Genomic DNA, 23,178 nt, shown 5'->3' with positions numbered 1-23,178 from the left:
GGCGTCGAAAGCGCCCGGTGGGAGGGCGCCCGGCGAGTCGGAACCGGCCGGGCGCGCCCCCTGGCGCCAGAACGTCAGACGTTGACGCCGAAGTCCTGGGCGATGCCGCGCAGACCGGAGGCGTACCCCTGGCCGATGGCGCGGAACTTCCACTCGGCGCCGTTGCGGTAGAGCTCGCCGAAGACCATCGCGGTCTCCGTCGAGGCGTCCTCGCTCAGGTCGTAGCGGGCGAGCTCGCTGTTGTCGGCCTGGTTGACCACGCGGATGTACGCGTTACGGACCTGGCCGAAGCTCTGCTGACGGCTCTCGGCCTCGTAGATCGAGACCGGGAAGACGATCTTGTCGACGTCGGCGGGGACACCGGCGAGGTTCACCTTGATGACCTCGTCGTCGCCCTCGCCCTCACCGGTGGTGTTGTCACCGGTGTGCTCGACGGAGCCGTCGGGGCTCTTCAGGTTGTTGAAAAAGACGAAATTGCCGTCGGCGGCGACCTTGCCCTCGGCGTTCGCCAGCAGCGCGCTGGCGTCGAGGTCGAAGTCACCACCGGTGGTGGTGCGGGCGTCCCAGCCCAGACCGACGATGACCGCGGTCAGGTTGGGCGCGGCCTTGGTCAGCGAGACGTTGCCGCCCTTGCTGAGGCTGACTCCCACGAGTCCTCCAGTAGTTTTCTCAGGGGCCGGCAGACACCAGCGTCCCCGTCGTTCGTTGGCATCGGATCAACGATTGGATCCTAGTGACCGGTTCCCGGCCAAAACAGGCTTTTGACCGGGCGTCGCCAGGAGATCGTCTCAGAGCGCTTCGAGCGCCTTGACGTAGTCGTTCAGGTCGCGCGCGTCCGGGAGGCCGTTGACGACGCTCCAGCGGACGGTACCCGCCTTGTCGATCACGAAGGTGCCGCGCACCGCGCAGCCCTTGTCCTCGTCGAAGACGCCGTACGCCCGCGAGGTCTCCCCGTGCGGCCAGAAGTCGGACAGCAGCGGGTACTCCAGGCCCTCCTGCTCGGCGAAGACGCGCAGGGTGTGGATGGAGTCGTTGGAGACGGCGAGGAGCTGGGTGCCCTCGTTCTCGAAGCGGGGCAGCTCGTCGCGGAGCGCGCACAGCTCGCCGGTGCAGACGCCGGTGAAGGCGAACGGGTAGAACACCAGCACCACGTTCTTCTCACCGCGGAACTCCGACAGCCGCACGGTCCGGCCGTGGTTGTCCTTGAGCTGGAAGTCCGGGGCCTGGCTGCCGACCTCGATCGTCATGGAACACGCATCCCTTCGCCGCTTCTCCGCATCCCGGGCCGGGTCCGTCCGGGTGACACCCACCCTACGCAGGAGCCGCGGGCCGGCCCCGGAGGGGCCGTGGACGCCGGTCGCGGGCATACGAGGCCGGGTCGCGGGCGTACGAAGGCCCTCACGGGCGCGGTGTGCTCCCGTGAGGGCCTCGGGTGGTGCGAAACGTGGTTCAGCGCTTGGCCTTGGCCCCCTTGGGGGTGACCAGACGGCTGCCCGTCCAGTCCTTGCCCGCGCTGATGCTCTTGGTCTGGGCGAGACCGGCTGTCTGGGCAGCCTCATTGATGTCGCTCGGTTCGACGTATCCGTCACGGCCGGTCTTCGGCGTCATCAGCCAGACCGTACCGCCGTCCTCGATCAGACCAATGGCATCCACCAGCGCGTCCGTAAGGTCGCCGTCCTCGTCGCGGAACCAGAGCAGGACGACGTCTGCGACGTCGTCGTAATCCTCGTCGACGAGTTCCTGGCCGGTAGTGGCCTCAATGCCCTCACGGAGCTCCAGCTCGACGTCTTCGTCGTAGCCGATCTCCTGGACCACTTGTCCGGGCTCGAACCCCAGGCGTGCTGCCGGGTTGGTCCGCTCCTCCGCGTGGTCCGCGGTCGCGCTCACGGGTTGCCTCCTGATCATGTCTTCGGAAAATGCTGCAGCCACGCGCGTGCGCGGGGCGTAGGCCGTAGTCCACACGGGCCCGGCGAATCGCGCAAGTACCCAGTGTGCGAGACCGCCTATACGGTGACGTTCCCTGCCACGTCGCCGCAAGTTCCGGCATGTCTCTCCGGCGGCTTCCAGGGGCCTCCCCGAGGTCGCTCCATCCGTTTACGTCCTTCCTCAGCTTATGCGGTTTCGATCCGCCAATAGGAGTCGAACAGCCTTTGGGAACGCTTGGACGCCTTGGGCGTAAGGTTGCGGTTTGCCCGTACCCAGCCGTGTACTGCCCACACTCGTGCCCCGTGGACGAGTTTTCCGAACCTCCGGGTTACCCCCCGGTAGAGATGACGTTCGGGCCCTCGCGGTAGCACGATGGAAGCGGCGCACGCAGAGTTGGCGCACAGAGTTGACAGCGTCGTTCGGGGGGTACGTCCCCCGTAACAGGCCCCGTAGAGCACCATCGAACAGCGAAGGAACAGTGTGGCTTCCGGATCCGATCGCAACCCGATCATCATTGGCGGCCTTCCGAGCCAGGTCCCGGATTTTGATCCTGAGGAAACCCGGGAATGGCTCGACTCCCTCGACGCCGCCGTCGACGAGCGCGGCCGTGAGCGGGCCCGCTATCTGATGCTCCGGCTCATCGAGCGCGCGCGGGAGAAGCGCGTCGCGGTGCCGGAGATGCGCAGCACGGACTACGTGAACACGATCGCCACGAAGGACGAGCCGTTCTTCCCCGGCGACGAGGAGATCGAGCGCAAGGTCCTCAACGCGACCCGCTGGAACGCCGCCGTGATGGTCTCGCGGGCCCAGCGCCCCGGGATCGGCGTCGGCGGCCACATCGCCACCTTCGCGTCCTCCGCCTCGCTGTACGACGTGGGCTTCAACCACTTCTTCCGGGGCAAGGACCAGGGCGACGGCGGCGACCAGATCTTCTTCCAGGGGCACGCGTCGCCGGGGATCTACGCCCGCGCGTTCCTGCTGGACCGGCTGAGCGAGGCGCAGCTCGACGCGTTCCGCCAGGAGAAGTCGAAGGCCCCGAACGGTCTGTCCAGCTACCCGCACCCGCGGCTGATGCCGGACTTCTGGGAGTTTCCGACCGTCTCGATGGGCCTCGGCCCGCTCGGCGCGATCTACCAGGCGCGGATGAACCGCTACATGGAGGCGCGCGGGATCGCCGACACCTCCAAGTCGCACGTCTGGGCCTATCTGGGCGACGGCGAGATGGACGAGCCGGAGTCGCTGGGCCAGCTGTCCATCGCGGCCCGCGAGGGGCTGGACAACCTGACCTTCGTGGTCAACTGCAACCTCCAGCGCCTCGACGGCCCGGTGCGCGGCAACGGCAAGATCATCCAGGAGCTGGAGTCGCAGTTCCGGGGCGCCGGCTGGAACGTCATCAAGCTGGTCTGGGACCGTTCCTGGGATCCGCTGCTGGCGCAGGACCGCACGGGCATCCTGGTCAACAAGCTGAACACCACGCCGGACGGCCAGTTCCAGACGTACGCCACGGAGACCGGCTCGTACATCCGCGAGCACTTCTTCGGCGACGACCCGCGGCTGCGGGACATGGTCAAGGACATGACCGACCAGCAGATCCTGCACCTGGGCCGCGGCGGTCACGACCACCGCAAGGTCTACGCGGCCTACGCGGCGGCCAAGGCGCACAAGGGGCAGCCGACGGTCATCCTGGCGCAGACGGTCAAGGGCTGGACGCTGGGGCCGAACTTCGAGGGCCGCAACGCGACCCACCAGATGAAGAAGCTCACGGTCGAGGACCTCAAGCGCTTCCGGGACCGCCTGCACATCCCGATCACGGACAAGCAGCTGGACGAGGGCTACCCGCCCTACTACCACCCGGGCCGCGACTCGGAGGAGATCCAGTACATGCACGACCGCCGCCAGGGTCTGGGCGGTTACGTCCCGACCCGGGTCGTGCGGGCGAAGCCGCTGCCGCAGCCCGAGGACAAGACGTACGCGGCCGCGAAGAAGGGGTCGGGCTCGCAGTCGATCGCCACCACCATGGCGTTCGTCCGCGTACTGAAGGACCTCATGCGGGACAAGGAGATCGGCAAGCGTTTCGTGCTGATCGCCCCTGATGAGTACCGCACCTTCGGCATGGACGCGTTCTTCCCGAGTGCGAAGATCTACAACCCGCTCGGTCAGCAGTACGAGGCGGTCGACCGCGATCTGCTGCTCGCGTACAAGGAGTCGCCGACGGGTCAGATGCTGCACGACGGCATCTCCGAGGCGGGCTGTACGGCCTCGCTGATCGCCGCCGGTTCGGCGTACGCGACGCACGGCGAGCCGCTGATCCCGGTGTACGTCTTCTACTCGATGTTCGGGTTCCAGCGCACCGGTGACCAGTTCTGGCAGATGGCCGACCAGCTCGCGCGCGGCTTCGTGCTGGGCGCGACGGCCGGGCGCACCACGCTGACGGGCGAGGGCCTCCAGCACGCGGACGGCCACTCGCAGCTGCTCGCGTCGACGAACCCGGGCTGTGTCGCGTACGACCCGGCGTACGGGTTCGAGATCGCGCACATCATGAAGGACGGGCTGCGCCGGATGTACGGCGAGGCCAACGAGGACGTCTTCTACTACCTCACCGTCTACAACGAGCCGATCCAGCACCCGGCCGAGCCCGAGAACGTGGACGTCGAGGGCATCCTCAAGGGCATCCACCGCTTCGGCCCCGGCGAGAAGGGCGAGATCCCGGCCCAGATCATGGCGTCGGGTGTGGCGGTCCCCTGGGCCCTGGAGGCGCAGAAGATCCTCGCGGACGAGTGGAACGTCAAGGCGGACGTCTGGTCGGCGACCTCCTGGAACGAGCTGCGCCGCGAGGCGGTGGACGTGGAGCGCTACAACCTCCTGCACCCGGAGGAGGAGCAGCGCGTCCCGTACGTGACCAAGAAGCTCGAAGGGGCCCAGGGCCCGTTCGTGGCGGTCTCGGACTGGATGCGTTCGGTGCCGGACCAGATCGCGCGCTGGGTGCCGGGCGCGTACCAGTCGCTGGGCGCGGACGGCTTCGGATTCGCGGACACCCGGGGCGCGGCCCGCCGGTTCTTCCACATCGACGCGCAGTCGATCGTGCTGGCGGTGCTGACCGAGCTCGCCAAGGAGGGCAAGATCGACCGGTCGGCCCTGAAGACGGCTGTCGACCGCTACGAGCTCCTGGACGTGGCCGCGGCCGACCCGGGCGCGGCGGGCGGCGACGCGTAAGCGGGAAACGCTGTAGCGGGAGACGCTGTGAAGGGGCGGTGACGCGGGCGCGTCGCCGCCCCTTCGCGTGTCCGGGGCAGGCGGCCTCAGTTCTCCCAGATCTTGAAGGCGCGTACCTGGTACGGCGACCGGGGCGTCCAGGTGCCCCCGCCGGGGTACGTCTCGAACTCCCCCGTCTCCGCGCACTCGGCGGACTGGTAGGTCGTGACGGGCCGGCCGGTGCGGTTGGCGAGGGACTGGGCGTCACCGCCCTTCGGCAGCGGGACGCAGCTCTCGATGTCGGTGTCGGAGAGCTCGAAGGTGTGGCGGGCCCCGGTGAAGTCGGGCTTCTTCCAGAGGCAGAGCCTGCCCGCCTCACAGGCGCCGAGGCTGACGCCCGGGGGCCGCTCGGGCGCCGCTGCCGCCCGGTCGTGGGCCATGGCCTGGGGAACGAGTGCGGCGGTGGCCAGGGCGGCCGCGAGAACGGCCGTACGCGTGAGATTCGTGCGCGTGAGGTTCGTGCGCATGGTGGATCAACCCCCGTGGTCGGTCGGTGCTGTGCATGCTTCCGCCGATCACTCTGAGTCACCGAGCGCGGTGCGCGGAAGGCGTGGCGGGGGTGTTCCACCCTGATAGGCGACAGCCCCGCCGAAAGGATTCGGCGGGGCTGTGACCTGCGCTGTGTTGACGAACTGCGCCGTCGGCGACCGGTGTCGCGCCGGCGTCAGATGTGGCCGACTCCGGCACCCGCCTCGGCGTTCTCGCCGCGCTTGGTGAGGGTGGCGACGAAGGCGGCGACGACCGCGACGACGCCCGCGACCGTGAAGGCCAGGCCCATCCCGGACATGAAGGTGTCGTGGATGACCCCGCCGATGCGGTCGATGACGTCCGGCGTCATGCCGGGGGCCTTGGCGAGCGCGTCGGCCGGGACCATGCCGAACTCGGCGGCCTCCTCCAGCTTCGGGTCGGGGGCGCCGGGCAGTCCCGCGCCCGCCCAGTTGTCCGCGAACTCGGCGCTGACCTTGGAGGACATGACCGCGCCGAGAACGGCGGTGCCGAGCGCGCCGCCGACCTGCATGGCGGCCTGCTGGAGGCCACCTGCCACGCCGGACAGCTCCATGGGCGCGTTGCCGACGATGACCTCGGTGGCGCCGACCATGACCGGGGCGAGCCCGCAGCCGAGCAGGGCGAACCAGAGGGACATCGCGAAGGTGCCGGTGGACTCGCTGAGCGTGGTCATGCCGAACATCGCGGTGGCCGTGCAGACCATGCCGCCGACCAGCGGGACGCGCGGGCCGAACTTGGTGATCAGCAGGCCGGCGACCGGCGAGGAGACGATCATCATGGCGGTCAGCGGCAGCAGGTGCAGACCGCTGTCGACCGGGCTGAGGCCATGGACGCCCTGGAGGAAGAACGTCACGAAGAAGAGGCCGCCCATGAAGGCGAAGGCCATCAGCATCATGAGGACGACACCGGCCGTCAACGGGACGGAGCGGAACATCCCCAGCGGAACGAGGGGCTCCTTGACCCGGGTCTCCCAGAGGCCGAAGGTGATGAAGAGCGCGATGGCGGCGGCCAGCCAGGCCCAGGTCCGCCCGTCGCCCCAGCCCCAGGACTCACCGGCCTTGATGATGCCCCAGATGAGGGCGAACATCGCGCCCGAGAGCAGCACGATGCCGGGGATGTCGAAGGAGCGCGGCGCGTTGGCGGCGCGGTGGTCCTTGAGGATCACCAGGCCGAAGACGAGCGCCACGATGCCGACCGGCACGTTGATGAAGAAGACCGACTGCCAGCTGACGTGCTCGACGAGCAGACCGCCGACGATCGGACCGCCCGCGGTGGACGCTCCGATGACCATGCCCCAGATGCCGATCGCCATGTTCAGCTTCTCGGCGGGGAAGGTGGCGCGCAGCAGGCCGAGCGCGGCCGGCATGAGCAGGGCGCCGAAGAGGCCCTGGAGCACCCGGAAGAGGATGACCAGCGAGATCTCGCTGGAGAGACCGATCGCACCGGAGGCGAGGGCGAAGCCCGCGATGCCGATGAGGAAGGTCTGACGGTGGCCGAAGCGGTCGCCCAGCTTGCCCGCGGTGATCAGGGCGACGGCGAGGGCGAGCAGATAGCCGTTGGTGATCCACTGGACGTCGGCGAGCGAGGCGCCGAGGTCGCGTTGGATCGCGGGGTTCGCGATGGCGACGATGGTGCCGTCGAGGGCGACCATCATCACGCCGATGGCGACGGCGAAGAGGGTCAGCCAGGGGTGGCCGCGAAGCCCCTTGACCGGGGCGGGTCCTGCGTTGTCTTCGGGCTCCCGCGGCGCCTTCTCGACGGTGGTCTGACTAGTCATACGGGGAGACTAGTGACAGCCGCTGACAGTTGACAAACCAATTCACAAGTCAGTAACTGTCACGTAGCTCACACGTAGCGCACAGGTATGCTGAGCTGGACAAACACGGGAAAAGAGGGACCGGTACGTGACCGACGGGCAGACAGTCGAGCCCCGCGCCGGACTGCGTGAACGCAAGAAACAGCGCACCCGGGACGCCTTGTTGCGCGCCGCCCTCGAATTGTTCACCACCCAGGGGTACGAACGCACCACCGTCGACGAGATCGTCGACGCCGTGGAGGTCTCCCAGCGCACCTTCTTCCGCTACTTCGCGAGCAAGGAGGAGGTCACCTTCGCCGTGCAGGAGGTGGTCGAATCCCGCTTCATCGAGGAGCTGCGCCGGCGCCCCGCCGCCGAAGCGCCCTTCGAGGCCATGCGCCGGGCGGTGCTGTGCGCGTGGAACAGCATCGGCGAGGCGATCGAGGAGGTCATCACCGTCGACCTCCATATGCGGACCTACCAGATGATCGAGTCGACCCCCTCCCTGCTCGCCGCCCACATGCGGCGCGGCATCGCCCTGGAGAACCAGATCGCCCTGCTGATCGCGGAGCGCGAGGGGCTGGACGTGGAGCGGGATCCCCGGCCGCGGGTGGCCGTCGCCGCGTTCTCCGGGGTGATGCGGGTGACCGGCCAGCTGTGGGGGCAGGGGGTCGATCCGAGCGTGGAGGCGCTGCGCGATCTGACCGAGGAGTACCTCGACCAGCTCGTCCCGGCCCTCGCCCGCGACTGGCGTCAGGAGCAGTAGCGCGGGCGCGGGACGGCAGCGGCGGTAGCGGCGCGGGCACGGAGCGGCAGAAGCCGTCGCGTGACCACGGGACGGCCGTGACCCTCCGTGAAGAATCCGGGGTCAATCCTCCGCAGACGGGTGATGTAGCTCACCCGAATCACGGTCGTCGGCGTGCGTCTCCTAGGGTGTGGCGCAGTGACTTCCTTCGACACCTCCCCCACGTTGACCGTGTGGCGCGCGCTGCTCGCCGTAGCGGTCGTGTTCGTGATGCTGGCGACGACGGGCTGGAGCGCCATCCGGGATCAGCACGTCAACGGGGAGCGCGAGCTGGCTCTCGCCTCCTGGGCGCGGGACCGGATAGCGGGCCACTCGCTGCCGGAGGTGGGCGCTCCCGCTTACCGGATGGCCCACTTCTTCGCCACCCTCAGCTCGGGACAGCAGGTCGCGCTCGCGGGCAAGTACCCGTCCGTGGTGGGGAATCTGAACGGCGCGCCGGTCACGCTGCGCTACCACGCCAACCGGGTGGCCCTCAGACAGGCCGCGGCCGAGGAACAGGTGCGCGCGCACGACGAGAGGCTCTCGCCGGACGGGCGCGGTGAGGCGAGGGCCCGCCTCGAACGGTTCCGGTCGATGCTCGGGGGTGAGCGCCAGATCCTGGCCTTCGATCCGTCCGGGAAGGGCCGTGCGGCCGAGGTGTTCGGCAATCTCGACCGGGCCGCCCGGGTCTCCGTCGTCGTCCCGGGCGTCGACACCCATCTGCTGACCCTGGAGCGCAACAAACGCCAGTACGCGGCCCCCGTCGGCATGGCCAAGTCGCTGTACGGGGCGGAGCGCTCGGCCTCCCCGGGCACCCGTACGGCAGTCATCGCCTGGGCCGACTACACCGCCCCGGCCGGTCTCGGCATGGACGCGGCGCTGGGCGGGCTCGCGGCGGACGGCGCGGTCCGGCTGAACGCGATGGTCGGCGCGCTACCCGGCGGCTCGAAGGTCTCGCTGTTCTGCCACAGCTACGGCTCCGTGGTGTGCGGGGTGGCCGCGCACCGGGCCCCCGACCGGGTCGCCGACATCGCGGTCGCGGGCAGCCCCGGTATGCGGGCCGCCAACGCCGGACAGCTGGAGACCGGCGCCCGGATCTGGGCGACGCGGGACGGGGACGACTGGATCGGGGACGTACCGCACATGGAGTTCGGCGGGATCGGTCACGGGGCCGACCCGGTCGACCCGTCGTTCGGCGCGCGGATCGTCTCGGCGGCCGGCGCCGCCGGGCACAGCGGCTACTTCGAACCGGGCACCGAGAGCCTCGACAACTTCGCCGCGATCGGCGTCGGAGCGTACGGATCGGTCAGCTGCGCGAGCGCCGACAGCACGTGCCACAGCGGTATTTCCGGCGACCGGGAGAGCTGACGCGCGTAGAGGCGCGTGTCGGGCGGATTAATTGGGACTTACTCCGAGGGGGGACGCGGGCGACTGTGCCGCATACGATGAGGCACATGGGTGATGTGCTGGCCGGAATTCATGCCACCTGGGAGTTCGACACCGACTCCGTGCTCATCCGCTTCGAACGGGGCATCCGCACACCGAAGCTCTTCCAGAGCCTGCGGGAACGCCGCATCCCGTATGCGGCGCTGTCGTCGGTGACGCTGACCCCCGGGAAGCGGGGCACGGTGGTTCTGCGTGCCGTGCCGAGGGCGGGTGCCGATCCTCTGGTGGAGGCTGCCTCCGGGCAGCTCAAGGAGGGGTGCGACCCCTATCGCCTGGTGCTTCCGGCGGAGCGGGAGGTGCTCGCGGAGTATTACGCGGACGAGCTGCGGGCCCTGCTCGACCCGGCGTCCGACGAGCCCGCCGACCGCTTCCTGGTGGCGGCCCCCGAGGCCCCGATGAACTTCAAGGCGTACGACGGCCGGGCAGGCTTCGACGGCGAGCGGGTCTCCTTCCGGTGGTCGTGGACCGGGGCCTCCAGCGCCAAGTGGAAGGCCGGCGACCAGACCTTCAAGGTGAGCGAGTTGGCCGGAATCGTATGGCGCTCGCCCGAGGCCCTCGACGGATACCTGCGGCTGGTGCCCCGCGCGGCGGCCCCCGTCGATCACCGCACCGGCGGCAGCCTGGGCGATCTGCACGGTCCCGGCGGCTCCGGGAGCGCGGGCGGCGGGTCGGCGGACGGGGTGCCCGTCGCGTCTCCGGTCGCCCGGGCCGCGGACCAGGATCCGGCCGCCGTGCTGTTCGGCCTGGGGTACGGGCCGGTGCACGAGTCGCTGCCCTTCGCCGCCGCCGTCCTGGAATCCGTACGCCGGACCCAGCCCGCGCCCGCCGCCTCCGCCCCGGCCCTGGTGAACGCCGGGCGGCGCGATCCGGCGGACATCGCCGAGCGGATACATCACCTCGGCGAGCTGCACCAGGCCGGACTGGTGACGGACGCCGAGTACACCGCGAAGAAGGCCCAGCTGCTCGCGGAGCTGTGACGCCGCCCCGGAGTGCGTGCCCTGGGCGCATGCCCTGAGCCCCGGCCCTGAGTACAGGCCGCGCGAGTGCAGGCCGCGCCCCGGCCCTGAGTACAGGCCGCGCGTGCAGGCCGCGCCCCGTCCCCACTCCCGTACCCGTACCCGTCCCCGTCCCCGTACCGGAGTATGAGCCGGTCCGGCCGGGTCGGAACCCCGGTATGACGCCCCAGGGTCCTTCGCCTGCCTAGGCTGGCCGGGCCATGGCCACTTCTCCTTCCCCCTCCCCCGCCGGGCCCCCGCCGCCCGCCGACGGTCTGCTGAGCGCCGCCCGCCGCAATCTGCGCGAGCTGGCCCACGGGCTGTCCCACGCGTCCCATCCGTCCACCCCGCTGCTGGCCGACGCGCCGAAGCAGTGGCAGCGGCTGCTGCCGTACGTCGTGGTGCTCGCCCTGGCCGCGACCTTCATCCCGGTCACCATCACCGTCCTGGCCTCGCAGTACGGCGTGCCGGGCGCGCTGGCCGGGGCGCTCGGGGTGGCCCAGGCGGCCCCGTTGCTGATGCTGGCCCACCGGCCCCTCCAGGCGTGGTGGATCATCTTTCCGGCCGACATCGTGAGCGCGCTGGTGCTGCTGGCCCACGATCCCGGGCGGCACGACACCTGGCCGTGGCCCCCGCCGACCCTGGTCGCGTACCTCTTCCTGCTGCTGGCCCTCGGCCTGCGCGAGACCCGGCGGACCGTCGTCGCGGTGTGGGCGGCGACGGCGGCGGCCGGGGCGGTCCTGCATCTGATCGCGCCATCGGACCGCGCCACCGGCAGCGCCCTGCTGCTGCCGATCCTCGGCGCGGTGGTCCTGGTGATCGGCGCGGCGGTACGGGAGCGGGGCGAGGCGACCCGGCGGCTGGCCGAGCAGGAGACGATCAGCGAGGCGGAACGGGCGCAGCGCACGCTGCTGGAGGAGCGGACGCGGATCGCCCGTGAGCTGCACGACGTGGTCGCGCACCACATGTCGGTGATCACCGTGCAGGCGGACTCCGCGCCGTACCGGATCTCCGGGCTGCCGGAGCCCGCGCGGGAGGAGTTCGCCGCCATCGCGGCGGCGGCGCGGGAGTCGCTCGGCGAGATGCGGCGGCTGCTGTCGGTGCTGCGCAGCGACGGCACCGAGGGCGACCGGGCCCCACAGCCGGGACTGGACCGGCTCCAGCAACTGGTGGAGGCCACGGTACGGGCCGGGCTGCCGGTGGAGCTGTCGCTCGCCGCGGAGCTGGGCTCGGGGCGGGGCGAGGTGCCGCCGGCGGTGGATCTGTCGGCGTACCGGATCGTGCAGGAGGCGCTGGCCAATGTGGTGCGGCACGCGCCGGGGGCGCGCACCCAGGTCTCGGTCCGGGCGTCCGCGGGCCATCTGAACGTGCTGGTGGTCAACGGGCCCGCGCCGAAGCCCGCTTCGCCGCTGGAGAGCGCCGGGACCGGACACGGGCTGGTGGGGATGCGGGAGCGCGTACGGTTGACCGGCGGCACGCTGGACACCGGGCCGCTGCCCGACGGCGGCTTCCGGGTGGCCGCCCGGATGCCGCTGCCCCCGGCCGGATCCCCGGCCGACTCCCCTTCCGTACAACCTTCTTCGGAGGATCTGTGACCATCCGCGTGATCATCGTCGACGACCAGGCCATGGTGCGGGCCGGGTTCGCGGCGCTGCTGGCGGCGCAGAGCGACATCGACGTGGTGGGCGAGGCGGCGGACGGCCGCCAGGGTGTGGACGTCAGCCGCAACCAGCATCCCGACGTGGTCCTGATGGACGTCCGGATGCCGGAGATGGACGGACTGGCCGCCGCGCGCGAGCTGTTGAACCCGCCGGTGGGGGTGGTGCACCGCCCGAAGGTCCTGATGCTGACGACGTTCGACGTGGACGACTACGTGTACGAGGCGCTGCGCGCCGGGGCGTCCGGGTTCCTGCTGAAGGACGCCCCGCCCGCCGATCTGATCGCGGCGGTACGGGTGGTGGCGGCCGGGGACGCGCTGCTCGCGCCCTCGGTGACCCGGCGGCTGATCGCGGACTTCGCGGCGCAGCGGCCCTCCGGGGCGACGCGCACCGGGCAGGCGCTCCGGCTGAACGGGCTGACGCCGCGCGAGAGCGAGGTGCTGGAGCTGATCGCCCGGGGGCTGTCGAACCAGGAGATCGCGGGGCGTCTTGTGCTGGCCGAGCAGACCGTCAAGACGCACATCGGGCGGGTGCTGGCCAAGCTGGACCTGCGGGACCGGGCGCAGGCGGTGATCTTCGCGTACGAGTCGGGGCTGGTGACGCCGGGGGACGCGGGAGCGTAGTAGTCCCCGGCTCCCCCACCCCCTACCCCGGTATCACCCCGCAGTTGGCTCCCCGGTGTGACGTCGCGTCACCCGTCCTCTTCCTACCTTCCTCCCGGTCGCACCGCCCGGTGCGGATCCGGAGAGGGAGGGCACGATGCGCCGATACGCGAGGACGCTGGCCGCGTTCGCACTGGCCACCAGCGTGGTGGCGGGAACCGCCGGCTGGGTCTCGGGGGATGCGCAGCAGGCGCTGACCGGGCCGCCGCCGGGCAGTGCGCAGTGGCGGGAGGACGGGGCGCTCGGCACGGAACTGCCCGATCCGGAGCGCTCCACGCCTGACGAAGTCGCGGCCTTCTTCGCGGGGTTGAGCGTGCGTGAGCAGCAACTGCTGGTGGTGCGGCATCCGTCCGTCGTCGGGAATCTCGACGGGACGCCGCTGGAACTGCGCTACCGCGCCAACTCCCTTGCGCTGGCCGCCGCCGACGACCCCCGCTACCGTTCGCTGGCCGCCCCCGGCAGGCAGATCCTCGCGTTCGACCCGCGCGGACGCGGTCAGGTGGCCGAGGTGTTCGGAGACCTGCGCGCCGCGCACCGGGTCTCGGTGGTGGTGCCCGGGTCCGACAACGACGCCGGGACCTTCGACCGGAAGGTCGCCGCGCACGGGGCTCCCGCCGGGATGGCCAGGACCCTGCACACGGCGGCCGGTCCGGGGACGGCCGTCGTCGCCTGGGTCGGGTACACCACCCCGGTGGGCGTCGGCATCGACGCGGCCTCCGGCACCCTCGCGGAGGCGGGCGCGGGGCGGCTGACCCGGTTCACGGAGGGGCTGACGGCGGACGGGCTGCCCGCGCCCGCCGTGTTCTGCCACAGCTACGGCTCCGTCGTCTGCGGGCTCGCCGCACACCGCCTGCCCGCCACCGACCTGGTGGTCCTGGGCTCCCCCGGCATGCGGGCGGACGATGCCGCGGGGCTGCGGACGAAGGCCCGGGTGTGGGCGGCGAAGGACCCGACCGACTGGATCGACAACGTGCCGAACGTGCGCTTCGCGGGCCTCGGCCACGGCACGGACCCGACCGACCCGGCGTTCGGCGCCCGCCGCGTACCGGCGAACGAGGCCCGGGGGCATGCCGGTTACTTCGCGCCGGGGACGGATTCGCTGCGGACCTTCGCCGCCATCGCACGGGGCACGGCCGGGGCGGAAGGCGCTCATGTCCCGGCGGACACGCAGGCGCTGCACGGCTCGCACGCCGCGGCGCACGCGCCGGTCCTCGCGCCGGTCCTGGAAGGGGCCGTCCGATGAACGCCGTACGCAAGGACGCGCGGCAGCTCGCCGCCCGGATCGACGCCTCCACCCCCGCCCACCGCGACCGCGCCATCGACGGCCTGCGGGCCCTGGCGCTGCTCGCCGTGCCGCTCGGTCACTGGATGCTCGGCGGGTTCCGGCTGGACGCCGAAGGACTGCACAACGCGAGCCCGCTCGCCACGTTCGGCGCGCTCGCCCCCGCGAGCTGGGTGCTTCAGATGCTGGGCATCTTCTTCCTGGTCGGCGGGTACGCCGCGGTCCTCTCCTACCGCCGTCGGCCCTCGACCACGGCCGCCTGGCTGGGCGGCCGGCTGGCCCGGCTCGGCCGTCCCGTGCTCGGGGTGAGCGCCGTGTGGGCGGTGCTGCTCGCGGTGCTCTCCGCGCTGGGCGTGCCCGGCGACACCCTGCGTACGGGGTCGACTCTGGTGATCCAGCCGCTCTGGTTCGTCGGGGTGTACACCGTGGTCACGGCCCTCACCCCGGTCTGCGTCGCGCTGGCGCGGAGGCTCGGCGGCTGGGCGGCGCTCCCGCTGCTGGTCTCCGTCGCCGTCGTGGACTTCCTGCGCTACGGGCCGTTCGCGGAGGCGATGCCGTCCTGGCTGAGCGTGCTCAACATCCTGCCCGGCTGGCTGTTCGCGTATCAGCTCGGCGTGTCCTGGGGCGAGGGGCGCATCGGGAAGCGCGGGGCCCGGCTGCTGCTGGTCGGCGGCGGGGTGCTGTTCGCCGTGCTGCTGCTGGTCTTCCACTACCCGGCGTCCATGGTCGGGGTGCCGGGCGAGGCCCGGACGAACTCGCATCCGCCGTCGTTGTTGGTGGTGGCGTTGGCGGCGGCGCAGAGCGGGGCGGCGATCCTGTTGCGGGACCGGCTCGGGCGGCTGCTGCGCAAGCCGCTGCTCTGGGCGCCGGTCGTGGTGATCAACCTGTCCGCGATGACGATCCTGTGCTGGCACCAGACGGCGATGCTGGCCGCCGCCGTACCGGCCTCGCTGACGGGGGCCGGGGGCACGGCGGTGGCGGGGCTGACGACCGCGCCGGACACGGTGGGCTGGGCCCTCGCCCGGATCGCCTGGCTGCCGGTGTTCGCCGGGCTGCTGGTGCTGATCGCCCGGTACGCGCGCCGGTTCGAGGCCCCGTGGCGCGCGGGCACCCGCGCCGCGAACGCCCGCCGCGCGCTGGCGGGTCTGCTCGCGGCGGGGTTCGCGGTGTTCGCGCTGGGGCTGGCGTGAGCGGCCGAGGGTGCGGCCCGGGGCGTCGCTCCCCAGGGTGCCGTCTTCCGGCCTACTTCTCCCGCGCCGCCGACGTACTGCTCATGTCCGGGTACCGGTCCCCCGCCACCCGCCCCGCGATCGGCTCCAGCGCGGCCAGTTCGTCCGCCGTCAGGGTCAGCCGGGTCGCCGCGACGTTCTCCAGGAGGCGGCTGCGCTTGCGGGTGCCGGGGATCGGGACCACGTTCAGGCCGTGGACCTCGGCGCGCTGCTGGACCCAGGCGAGGGCCACCTGCGCGGCCGTCACCCCGTGCGCGGCGGCGATCTTGTGGACGGGCTCCAGCAGGGCCGCGTTCGCCTTGGCGTTGTCGCCGGTGAAACGGGGCTGGTGGGCCCGGAAGTCGTTCGCCGCGAGGTCCTTGCCCGCGTCGGTGAAGGCCCCGGTGAGGAAGCCCCGGCCGAGCGGGGAGTACGGGACGAGCGTGACGCCCAGCTCGGCCGCCGCGCCGACGGCGCTCTGCTCGACGTCGCGGCTGAAGAGGGACCATTCCGACTGGAGGGCGGCGATGGGGTGCACCGCGTACGCCTCGCGCAGCTCGGGGCCGGTCACCTCGCTCAGTCCGAGCTGTTTGACCTTGCCCTGCCGGACCAGCTCCGCCAGCGCGCCGATCGACTCGGCGAGCGGGACGGCCGGGTCGCGGCGGTGCATGTAGTAGAGGTCGATGACGTCGGTGTTCAGCCGGCGCAGGCTCGCCTCTACGGCGGTACGGATGTACGCGGGGTCGTTGCTGATGCCCCGGTAGTGGGGGTCGTCGGTGCGGACGAGGGCGAACTTGGTGGCGAGGGTGATCTCGTCCCGGTGGGCCCCGACGAACGGGGCGAGGAACTCCTCGTTTGCCCCGCGTCCGTAGGCGTCGGCGGTGTCGAGGAGCGTGACGCCGGCCTCCAGGGCCGCGTCCAGGGTGTCGCGGGCGGCGGCGAGGTCGGTGTCTCCGTAGAACTCGCTCATGCCCATGCAGCCGAGCCCCTGGACGCCGACGCGCGGTCCGCCCGCGCCCAGCTCCACGGTGGCGATCTTGTCAACAGTCATCAGGCGCTGTGCCTCTCCGGCGCCCGGCGGGCGCCCGCGTAGAACTCGATCTTGTGGTCGAGGACGGCGAGGGTGTCGTGGAGCTCCGCGATCCGCGTGATCACATCGCGGCGGGTCGCCTCCAGCAGCTCCTGCCGTGCCTCGAAGGTGGACTCCCCCTCGCGCAGCAGCTCCGCGTACCGCACCATGTCGGCGACCGGCATCCCGGTCATCCGCAGCTTGCCGACGAAGGCCAGCCAGTCCAGGTCGCGGTTGCTGAAGCGGCGCTGGCCGGTGTGCGAGCGGTCGACGTGGGGCATGAGCCCGATGCGCTCGTACCAGCGCAGGGTGTGCGCGGTGAGCCCGGTGAAGGCGACGACCTCGCTGATGGTGTAGCTGTCCTGGCCCGCGGGGCGTGGGTGCGGCTTCGGGGCGGCCGCGCAGACGTCCACCCCCGAGGAGGGCCGTGGCTGTGCGGTTGTCGCGGGAGTGCTCCGGGTGGTTCCGTCGATCACCGTCATGCCCTCCACGCTAAATCCTTGGAGTGCACTCGAAGCAAGCGGAAACGGGTGTCCTCCCCCGGCCGGATATCCGCTCTGCCCGAGATGAAGGAATGTTCATCCTGACTTCATGTTGGTACCGCCCGGGACCGTCAGGGTGAACGCATGGCTTTCTCACCTCGTCTGGCGGCCCTGGCAGCCGTCGTCGCCGTGCCGCTGGGCATAGCGGCCACCAGCTATGCCATGACCGACACCTCGGACGCGCCGAAGGTGCCCCCCACCGTCCGGCTGGAGGAGAGCCCGCGCGGCACACCGCCGCCGGGCGGGGACACGTCGCCGAGCGGGAGCACCTCCCCGAACGGCTTCCCGACGCCGAGCGATTCCGCCACCCCGACCCGTACGCCGGACAGCTCCGTCGTTCCGGGCCCCTCGGCGGCCGATGACGACGATGACGACGACTTCGGTGATGACGGTTAGCCGGTCGCCGCTGGGCTTTCCGAGGATTTCCGCCCGGGTACGGATCCTGCTGTGGCTGCTGGTCGTGATGGCGGTCGCGCTGGGCGCGGTCGCCGTCACCGTACGCTCGATCCTCCAGCGGGACGTGGACCACCGCATCAGCCAGCTGCTCACCCAGGAGACCGGCGAGTTCGCGAACTTCGTGCCGCAGGGGGTGGACCCGGACACCGGCGGCCGGTTCGACACCGCCGACCGGCTGCTGCGCATCTATCTGCAACGCCAGTACGCCGACCCGGACGAGGAGTTGCTGGGTCTGACCGGCCCGGCGGGCGACCGGCCCGACGTCATCCGGCAGCGCCGCGACCTGCCCCGGGACATCGCGCTGTGGCAGGACACCGACGCGCTCACCCGGATCCGCGCCGCCAAGGACTCCTTCGGCACGCTGGAGCGCCCGCAGGGCGAACTGCGGTGGGCAAAGGTTGAGATCGGGCCGTCCGCGGGCGGACAGCCCGGGGCGTTCGTCGTCGCCTTCCATCCGGAGCGCGAACGGGCCGTCGCCGACAAGACGTTCTGGATGCTGCTCGCCCTGTCCGGGGTGGCGCTGCTGATGACGACCGGGATCGGCTGGGCCGTCGCCGGACGCATCCTCGCCCCCGTCCGGCTGGTGCGGACGACGGCGGCGGAACTGACCGAGCAGGACCTCACCCGGCGGATCCCCGTGGAGGGCCGGGACGACATCGCGGCCCTCGCCGAGACGTTCAACGCGATGCTGGACCGGCTGGAGCGGGCGTTCGCCGCGCAGCGGGTCTTCGTCGACGACGCCGGGCACGAGCTGCGCACCCCGATCACCATCGTCCGGGGCCACCTGGAGCTGATGGGCGACGATCCGGCGGACCGGGAGGAGACGGTGCGGCTGGTCACGGACGAGTTGGACCGGATGAGCCGCATCGTGGAGGACCTGCTGCTGCTCGCGGGGGCCGAACGCCCCGACTTCGTGCGCCCGGAGCCCGTCCAGCTCGCGGAGCTGACCGCCGACGTGTTCGTGAAGGTGCGGACCCTCGGCGAGCGGGAGTGGGTGCTCGACGGGGTCGCGGACCGCGAAGTGCGCCTGGACCCGCAGCGGATGACGCAGGCGATGGTCCAGCTCGCGCAGAACGCCGTCCAGCACACCGTGCCCGGCCAGCGCATCCGGATCGGCTCCCGGTCCGAGGGCGACCGCGTCGAGCTGTACGTCGCCGACCACGGGCCCGGCATTCCGCCGGAGGACGCCGAGGTCATCTTCGAACGGTTCCGCCGGGGCACGTCCCGGCGCGGAACCCGCACCAGCGGGGCCGGGCTCGGCCTCGCCATCGTCAGGGCCATCGCGGAGGGCCACCACGGCCGCGTCGACCTCCGCCGGACCGAGGGCGGCGGAGCCACCTTCGTACTCACGCTGGAGACCGACTCATGAACCGCATCCTGATCGCCGAGGACGAGGAGCGCATCGCCTCGTTCGTCCAGAAGGGCCTGCGCGCCAACGGCTTCACCACCGTCGTCGCCGAGGACGGCGACCTGGCGCTCGGCCACGCGCTGACCGGCGGGTTCGACCTGATGGTCCTCGACATCGGGCTGCCCGGCCGGGACGGCTTCACCGTGCTGCGGGAGCTGCGCGAGGCGCGCGTCACGCTGCCGGTGATCGTGCTCACCGCCCGCGACTCCGTCCGGGACACGGTGGCCGGTCTGGAGGGCGGGGCCGACGACTGGATGACGAAGCCGTTCCGCTTCGAGGAGCTGCTCGCCCGGGTACGGCTGCGCCGGCGCACCGCCGCCCGCGCCCCCGAGGTCACCATGTTGCGCAGCGGCACCCTCGCCCTGGACCTGCGGACGCGCCGGGCCCGCGCGGAGGACCGGACGGTGGACCTGACGGCGCGGGAGTTCGTGCTGCTGGAGATGTTCCTGCGCCACCCGGGCCAGGTGCTGTCGCGCGAGCAGATCCTGTCGCATGTGTGGGGGTACGACTTCGACCCCGGCTCCAACATCGTGGACGTGTATGTCCGAGCACTGCGCCGGAAGTTGGGGGCGGAGCGGCTGGAGACGGTACGGGGGATGGGGTACCGGCTGCCCTAGGCCGCGGGGCTTGTTCATGGGCCCGAGATCAGTACGAACGGCCCCGCTTCCGCGAGCGGGGCCGCAGGCCTCAGCCCTTCTCGGTCGGCCCGGCGGCAAGCCGGCGTACGGCGCGCTTGATCGAGCCCAGCTCCTTCATCACCTGGTCCATCGCGGAGTCCATCAGCAGGACCGGATCGTCGGCGGACCAGAAGCGCACGGCCCGCGCCACCTGGTGCTCCCAGAAGTCGGGATCGTCGGCGGCTTCGAACCCGAGCTGTGCCGCGAGGTCGGCGAAACCGTCCCCGGGCCGGCCCGTCGCCTTGCGAACGACGAGCGCCGACAGCAGCGGCCGACCGTGCTGGTGCTCGTAGACACTGATATGGCCGAGCTTCGGATACAGACCGCGCATCTGGCCCTGCGACGTGTAGGGGTCCAGACCGTGCGGATCGACGCGTTGCACGAATTCCTTGTAGCCGATGCAGGCGGAAAGCGGGTCGGCCGGGTCGCCGACCTGCGCGAGGGAGCGCAGAAGGCGATGCATGTCGCGCTCGATGGGCGTGAGTGCGAGCACGCGAACTCCTGTCAGGGAGAGGGCCCGTGGGCCCTGATGTCCGTGGACGAAACGCCCGTAGGCGTGATGTGACGGTAACTCAGCCGCGCCCGCCCCCACTACGCCTCTGCCCCTGCCGCTTCACAGGCACCCGCGGACCGGAGCAGCCGACGCGTGAGATGAGAAGTCCTTCACGGGCCGCTCATCAGGTGCTCACCGTGCCTTCCGAGGCTGTACAGCGTGCCTCTCCCCCTCCGGCAGACCGTCGGCCTCTGCGCCGTTCTCGGACTCTGCGCCCTCCTCGCCGTCCCCGGCGCCGCCCCCGGCCTCAGCGCCGACGGGCGGCTCTCCCTCGCCGTCTTCACCCTGGCCACCGCCGCCTGGATCGCCACCCCGGTGGACGACGCCTACATCGCGCTCGGCGCGGGCCTGGCGCTGACGGTGACGGGGGTGATCAGTAGCGAGACCCTGTTCGCCACGTTGGGCGACGAGACGGTGTGGCTGCTGATCTGCGCCTTCGTGCTCGCGGCCGCCGTGACCCGGACCGGTCTCGCGGGCCGGGCCGCCGTCTTCCTGGTCGGCGGGGCCAGGACCGTACGCCAGTTGGTGCATCTGACCACGGCAGGGCTGGTCGTCACCGCGTTCGCCGTGCCGGCCACGTCGGGGCGGGCCGCGCTCGCCCTCCCGGTGTTCCTGGCATTGGCGGCCGCACTCCGTGAACGGACCCGCCTGGTCGTCATGCTGGCGCTCCTCTTCCCGACCGTCATCCTGCTCTCCGCCGTCGCAACGCTGATCGGGGCGGGCGCGCACCTGATCACGGTCGGGGTGCTGTGGGAGCAGACCGGGGAGCAGCTGAGCTTCGTCCAATGGCTGGTCCTCGGGCTGCCGTTGGCCGTCGTCTCGTCCCATCTCGCCGCCGAACTGGTGCTGTTGACGACGACCCGGCGCGCCGACCGGAAGGGCCCGGTCACCATCACGGCGGCGCAGATCCAGGAGCACTCCGAGACGGCCGTCGAGGGCCCGTTCACCCCGGCGGAGTCCCGGTGCCTGCTGTTGCTGGCGACGGTCGTCCTGCTGTGGTGCAGCGAGCCGCTGCACGGGGTGTCGCCCGCCGTGGTCGCGCTCATCGGCGCGCTGGTGGCGACCTCCCCAGCACTGGGGACGGTCCGCTTCAAGGACGGTCTGCGGACGGTCCCTTGGCCGCTGCTGCTGTTCATGGCCGCCACCATGGCGATGGGCGTAGCCCTCTCCGACTCGGGTGCGGCGGACTGGCTGATGGGGTGGATTCCGCTCGGGGCGTCCACGCCTCCCTGGCTCTTCCTGACCGGAGTGGTCGTCGTCAGCACGGCCGCCCATCTGGCGCTCCAGTCGCGCTCCGCCCGGTCCTCCGTCCTCGTCCCGCTGGTGGTCGCGGCGGCGGTCGGGGCCGGGGTCAACCCGGTCACGGCGGCGCTGGCGTCCACGGCCGCCGCCGGTTTCTGCCACACCCTGCCGTCCTCGGCCAAGCCGGTCGCGCTCTTCGCGGACGTGCCCCGCACCCCGACGTACACCCCGCGCGACCTGCTGCGGCTGTCCGCGTTCCTCGCCCCGCTCACCGCCGCCCTCGTCCTCGCCTTCGCCCTCGTCGTCTGGCCGCTGCTCGGCGTGCCCGTCCTCCTGGAGACCCAGCCATGATCCGTCACACCCACCGCATCGCCATCGCCCCCAGCGGGTTCAAGGAGTCCCTGTCCGCCGCCCGGGTCGCGGAGGCCATCGCCGCCGGCGTACGCCGGGTGATCCCCGACGCCGAACTCGACCTCATCCCCCTCGTGGACGGCGGCGAGGGTACGGCGGAGGCGCTGGCCCTGGCGGGCGGCGGGCGTCTGGTGCCGGTCACCGCGACGGGCCCGGTGGGCGACCCGGTCGCCTCGCACTTCGCGCTGCTGGGCGGCGGCACAACGCCCGGCCCGCTGACCGCCGTCGTCGAGATGGCGGCCGTCGCGGGCCTCGCCCTGGTCCCGCCGGACCGCCGCCACCCGGGGGCGACCACGACGTACGGCGTCGGCGAGCTGATCCGGGCGGCGCTGGACGCGGGGGCCCGGCGCGTCCTCGTCGGCTGCGGCGACTCCGGTACGTCGGACGGGGGCGCAGGCGCTCTCCAGGCGCTCGGGGTCCGGCTGACCGACCGGCACGGCCGCGAACTCCGCCGGGGCGGCGGGGCGTTGCACGAGCTGGAGCACATCGACCCGTCCGGCCTCGACCCGAGGCTGGCCGGCACCGAGCTGCTGGTGGCCTGCAACCCGTACAACGTGCTGTGCGGGAAGCGCGGGGTGGCCCGGGTGTTCGGCCCGCAGAAGGGGGCGACCCCGGCGGAGGTGGAGCTGCTCTCGGCGGGCCTGGAACGGCTGGCCGCCGTCCTGACCCGCGACCTGGCCCCGGCCTTCGCCTCGCAGGCCGAAGCCCCGATCGATCTGCGCACAGCCCCCGGCACGGGTGCGTCCGGCGGCCTGGGAGCCGGGCTGGCCGCCGTGGGCGCCCGGCTCCTTCCCCGGTATGACGTCCTCCTCGACGGTCTCGACCTGGACGCCCGCCTGGCCCGCGCCGACTTCGTGATCACGGCGGAGGGAGCCCTCGACCACCAGACCGTACGGGGGAAGATCCCGGCGGAGGTCGCCCGGCGGGCCCAGGCCTCCGGGGTGCCGGTCCTGGTGCTCGCCGGGACGATCGGGCCGGGTGCGCAGGACGTCCGGGCGGTGGGCGTGGACGCGTACAGCGCGATCCTGCCCGCGCCGATGACGCTGGTGGAGGCGATCGGCCGCAGCGGCGAATTCCTGACCGACGCCACGGAGCGCGCGCTGCGCATCATGGCGCTCGGCACCCGGCTGGCACCGCTGGACCCGCTGGCCGCGTGAGAGGGGCAACAAGCTCATGCGGAGGGTCCACTGACCGGGGGACGGGACGCGCTCCTCGTACAGTGCGGGCAGGAGGACGAAGTCGGCGATCGCGGACAGCAGGCCGAGCACGGTCGGTGTGCCTTCGGGGGCTGCCACGGTTTCCGGC

Annotated in this window: 21 protein-coding genes; 13 read left to right on the top strand and 8 right to left on the bottom strand. The window is 71.8% G+C overall.

What is annotated here, in order from left to right; all coding sequences use genetic code 11:
* Positions 1-74: 74 nt before the first annotated feature.
* From ACFWM7_RS08785 to ACFWM7_RS08775, 3 genes are all read right to left on the bottom strand, one after another.
* Positions 75-650, bottom strand: coding sequence for a TerD family protein (locus tag ACFWM7_RS08785; protein ID WP_010057498.1), 576 nt, complete (start codon positions 648-650; stop codon positions 75-77).
* A 138-nt stretch (positions 651-788) separates the two neighbouring features.
* Positions 789-1,247: a peroxiredoxin gene (locus ACFWM7_RS08780; protein WP_205084771.1), complete on the bottom strand. Its 459-nt coding sequence runs from the start codon at positions 1,245-1,247 to the stop codon at positions 789-791.
* 202 nt (positions 1,248-1,449) lie between these two features.
* On the bottom strand, positions 1,450-1,887 hold the full coding sequence (locus tag ACFWM7_RS08775; RefSeq protein WP_205084770.1) for a DUF3052 domain-containing protein: 438 nt from the start codon (positions 1,885-1,887) through the stop codon (positions 1,450-1,452).
* Positions 1,888-2,406: 519 nt separating this feature from the next.
* On the opposite strand from ACFWM7_RS08775, the gene aceE reads away from it, so the two are divergent.
* Positions 2,407-5,139 (top strand): pyruvate dehydrogenase (acetyl-transferring), homodimeric type, encoded by a 2,733-nt coding sequence (gene aceE / locus ACFWM7_RS08770; protein WP_383256848.1) that lies wholly within the window; start codon positions 2,407-2,409, stop codon positions 5,137-5,139.
* A gap of 86 nt (positions 5,140-5,225) precedes the next feature.
* Here aceE and ACFWM7_RS08765 read toward each other — a convergent pair whose 3' ends face one another.
* Complete coding sequence (locus ACFWM7_RS08765; RefSeq protein ID WP_383256845.1) at positions 5,226-5,645, bottom strand: peptidase inhibitor family I36 protein; 420 nt, start codon at positions 5,643-5,645, stop codon at positions 5,226-5,228.
* Between the two features lie 197 nt (positions 5,646-5,842).
* A complete protein-coding gene (locus ACFWM7_RS08760; protein ID WP_383256860.1) occupies positions 5,843-7,339 on the bottom strand; it encodes an MFS transporter in 1,497 nt (498 codons plus the stop codon).
* A gap of 250 nt (positions 7,340-7,589) precedes the next feature.
* Between ACFWM7_RS08760 and ACFWM7_RS08755 the strand changes: the two genes are divergently transcribed.
* From ACFWM7_RS08755 to ACFWM7_RS08725, 7 genes are all read left to right on the top strand, one after another.
* Positions 7,590-8,246 (top strand): TetR/AcrR family transcriptional regulator, encoded by a 657-nt coding sequence (locus tag ACFWM7_RS08755; RefSeq protein ID WP_383256843.1) that lies wholly within the window; start codon positions 7,590-7,592, stop codon positions 8,244-8,246.
* Between the two features lie 177 nt (positions 8,247-8,423).
* Entirely contained in the window at positions 8,424-9,632 is a 1,209-nt protein-coding gene (locus tag ACFWM7_RS08750; protein ID WP_383256840.1) for an alpha/beta hydrolase, read from the top strand.
* A gap of 86 nt (positions 9,633-9,718) precedes the next feature.
* A complete protein-coding gene (locus ACFWM7_RS08745) occupies positions 9,719-10,687 on the top strand; it encodes a DUF4429 domain-containing protein (RefSeq protein ID WP_383256838.1) in 969 nt (322 codons plus the stop codon).
* 239 nt (positions 10,688-10,926) lie between these two features.
* Entirely contained in the window at positions 10,927-12,300 is a 1,374-nt protein-coding gene (locus tag ACFWM7_RS08740; RefSeq protein WP_383256835.1) for a sensor histidine kinase, read from the top strand.
* A complete protein-coding gene (locus tag ACFWM7_RS08735; protein WP_383256832.1) occupies positions 12,297-12,986 on the top strand; it encodes a response regulator in 690 nt (229 codons plus the stop codon). The genes ACFWM7_RS08740 and ACFWM7_RS08735 overlap by 4 nt, the downstream gene beginning before the upstream one ends.
* A gap of 136 nt (positions 12,987-13,122) precedes the next feature.
* On the top strand, positions 13,123-14,268 hold the full coding sequence (locus ACFWM7_RS08730) for an alpha/beta hydrolase (protein ID WP_383256829.1): 1,146 nt from the start codon (positions 13,123-13,125) through the stop codon (positions 14,266-14,268).
* Positions 14,265-15,497: an acyltransferase gene (locus ACFWM7_RS08725; RefSeq protein WP_383256827.1), complete on the top strand. Its 1,233-nt coding sequence runs from the start codon at positions 14,265-14,267 to the stop codon at positions 15,495-15,497. Before ACFWM7_RS08730 ends, ACFWM7_RS08725 begins: the two co-directional genes overlap by 4 nt.
* A 52-nt stretch (positions 15,498-15,549) precedes the next feature.
* Here ACFWM7_RS08725 and ACFWM7_RS08720 read toward each other — a convergent pair whose 3' ends face one another.
* Positions 15,550-16,566, bottom strand: a complete 1,017-nt coding sequence (locus tag ACFWM7_RS08720; RefSeq protein WP_383256824.1) for an aldo/keto reductase — start codon at positions 16,564-16,566, stop codon at positions 15,550-15,552.
* Positions 16,566-17,066 carry a MerR family transcriptional regulator gene (locus ACFWM7_RS08715; protein ID WP_383256822.1) on the bottom strand — a complete coding sequence of 167 codons (501 nt, stop codon included), beginning with the start codon at positions 17,064-17,066 and terminating at the stop codon, positions 16,566-16,568. The genes ACFWM7_RS08720 and ACFWM7_RS08715 overlap by 1 nt, the downstream gene beginning before the upstream one ends.
* Before the next feature lie 144 nt (positions 17,067-17,210).
* Here ACFWM7_RS08715 and ACFWM7_RS08710 point away from each other — a divergent pair, with 144 nt between their 5' ends.
* The 3 genes from ACFWM7_RS08710 to ACFWM7_RS08700 are packed head-to-tail and all read left to right on the top strand — an operon-like array spanning position 17,211 to position 19,607.
* Positions 17,211-17,522 carry a small hydrophilic protein gene (locus tag ACFWM7_RS08710; protein ID WP_383256818.1) on the top strand — a complete coding sequence of 104 codons (312 nt, stop codon included), beginning with the start codon at positions 17,211-17,213 and terminating at the stop codon, positions 17,520-17,522.
* Positions 17,512-18,951, top strand: a complete 1,440-nt coding sequence (locus ACFWM7_RS08705) for a sensor histidine kinase (RefSeq protein WP_383256857.1) — start codon at positions 17,512-17,514, stop codon at positions 18,949-18,951. Before ACFWM7_RS08710 ends, ACFWM7_RS08705 begins: the two co-directional genes overlap by 11 nt.
* A complete protein-coding gene (locus ACFWM7_RS08700; RefSeq protein ID WP_006124207.1) occupies positions 18,948-19,607 on the top strand; it encodes a response regulator transcription factor in 660 nt (219 codons plus the stop codon). The genes ACFWM7_RS08705 and ACFWM7_RS08700 overlap by 4 nt, the downstream gene beginning before the upstream one ends.
* A gap of 70 nt (positions 19,608-19,677) precedes the next feature.
* Here the strand turns inward: ACFWM7_RS08700 and ACFWM7_RS08695 are convergent, their stop codons facing one another.
* Complete coding sequence (locus ACFWM7_RS08695; protein WP_383256815.1) at positions 19,678-20,160, bottom strand: hypothetical protein; 483 nt, start codon at positions 20,158-20,160, stop codon at positions 19,678-19,680.
* A gap of 219 nt (positions 20,161-20,379) precedes the next feature.
* Here ACFWM7_RS08695 and ACFWM7_RS08690 point away from each other — a divergent pair, with 219 nt between their 5' ends.
* Both ACFWM7_RS08690 and ACFWM7_RS08685 read left to right on the top strand, forming a co-directional pair.
* Positions 20,380-21,813, top strand: coding sequence for an SLC13 family permease (locus tag ACFWM7_RS08690; RefSeq protein WP_383256811.1), 1,434 nt, complete (start codon positions 20,380-20,382; stop codon positions 21,811-21,813).
* The gene (locus tag ACFWM7_RS08685) at positions 21,810-23,030 is read left to right on the top strand and encodes a glycerate kinase (protein ID WP_383256808.1); all 1,221 of its coding nucleotides are present in this window, start codon (positions 21,810-21,812) and stop codon (positions 23,028-23,030) included. Before ACFWM7_RS08690 ends, ACFWM7_RS08685 begins: the two co-directional genes overlap by 4 nt.
* Positions 23,031-23,178: the final 148 nt, after the last annotated feature.

The organism is Streptomyces sp. NPDC058375 (genome assembly GCF_042723425.1).
Taxonomy (GTDB): Bacteria; Actinomycetota; Actinomycetes; order Streptomycetales; family Streptomycetaceae; genus Streptomyces; species Streptomyces durocortorensis.
This window is presented reverse-complemented; position numbering and strand designations above follow the sequence as displayed.

Excerpts from the sequence above, each read along its gene's own strand:
- ACFWM7_RS08780 (WP_205084771.1), bottom strand. The coding sequence starts at position 1,247 with ATGACGATCGAGGTCGGCAGCCAGGCCCCGGACTTCCAGCTCAAGGAC.
- ACFWM7_RS08765 (WP_383256845.1), bottom strand. The coding sequence starts at position 5,645 with ATGCGCACGAACCTCACGCGCACGAATCTCACGCGTACGGCCGTTCTC.
- ACFWM7_RS08760 (WP_383256860.1), bottom strand. The coding sequence starts at position 7,339 with ATGATGGTCGCCCTCGACGGCACCATCGTCGCCATCGCGAACCCCGCG.
- ACFWM7_RS08745 (WP_383256838.1), top strand. The coding sequence starts at position 9,719 with ATGGGTGATGTGCTGGCCGGAATTCATGCCACCTGGGAGTTCGACACC.
- ACFWM7_RS08740 (WP_383256835.1), top strand. The coding sequence starts at position 10,927 with ATGGCCACTTCTCCTTCCCCCTCCCCCGCCGGGCCCCCGCCGCCCGCC.
- ACFWM7_RS08730 (WP_383256829.1), top strand. The coding sequence starts at position 13,123 with ATGCGCCGATACGCGAGGACGCTGGCCGCGTTCGCACTGGCCACCAGC.
- ACFWM7_RS08725 (WP_383256827.1), top strand. The coding sequence starts at position 14,265 with ATGAACGCCGTACGCAAGGACGCGCGGCAGCTCGCCGCCCGGATCGAC.
- ACFWM7_RS08720 (WP_383256824.1), bottom strand. The coding sequence starts at position 16,566 with ATGACTGTTGACAAGATCGCCACCGTGGAGCTGGGCGCGGGCGGACCG.
- ACFWM7_RS08715 (WP_383256822.1), bottom strand. The coding sequence starts at position 17,066 with ATGACGGTGATCGACGGAACCACCCGGAGCACTCCCGCGACAACCGCA.
- ACFWM7_RS08710 (WP_383256818.1), top strand. The coding sequence starts at position 17,211 with ATGGCTTTCTCACCTCGTCTGGCGGCCCTGGCAGCCGTCGTCGCCGTG.
- ACFWM7_RS08705 (WP_383256857.1), top strand. The coding sequence starts at position 17,512 with ATGACGGTTAGCCGGTCGCCGCTGGGCTTTCCGAGGATTTCCGCCCGG.
- ACFWM7_RS08700 (WP_006124207.1), top strand. The coding sequence starts at position 18,948 with ATGAACCGCATCCTGATCGCCGAGGACGAGGAGCGCATCGCCTCGTTC.
- ACFWM7_RS08685 (WP_383256808.1), top strand. The coding sequence starts at position 21,810 with ATGATCCGTCACACCCACCGCATCGCCATCGCCCCCAGCGGGTTCAAG.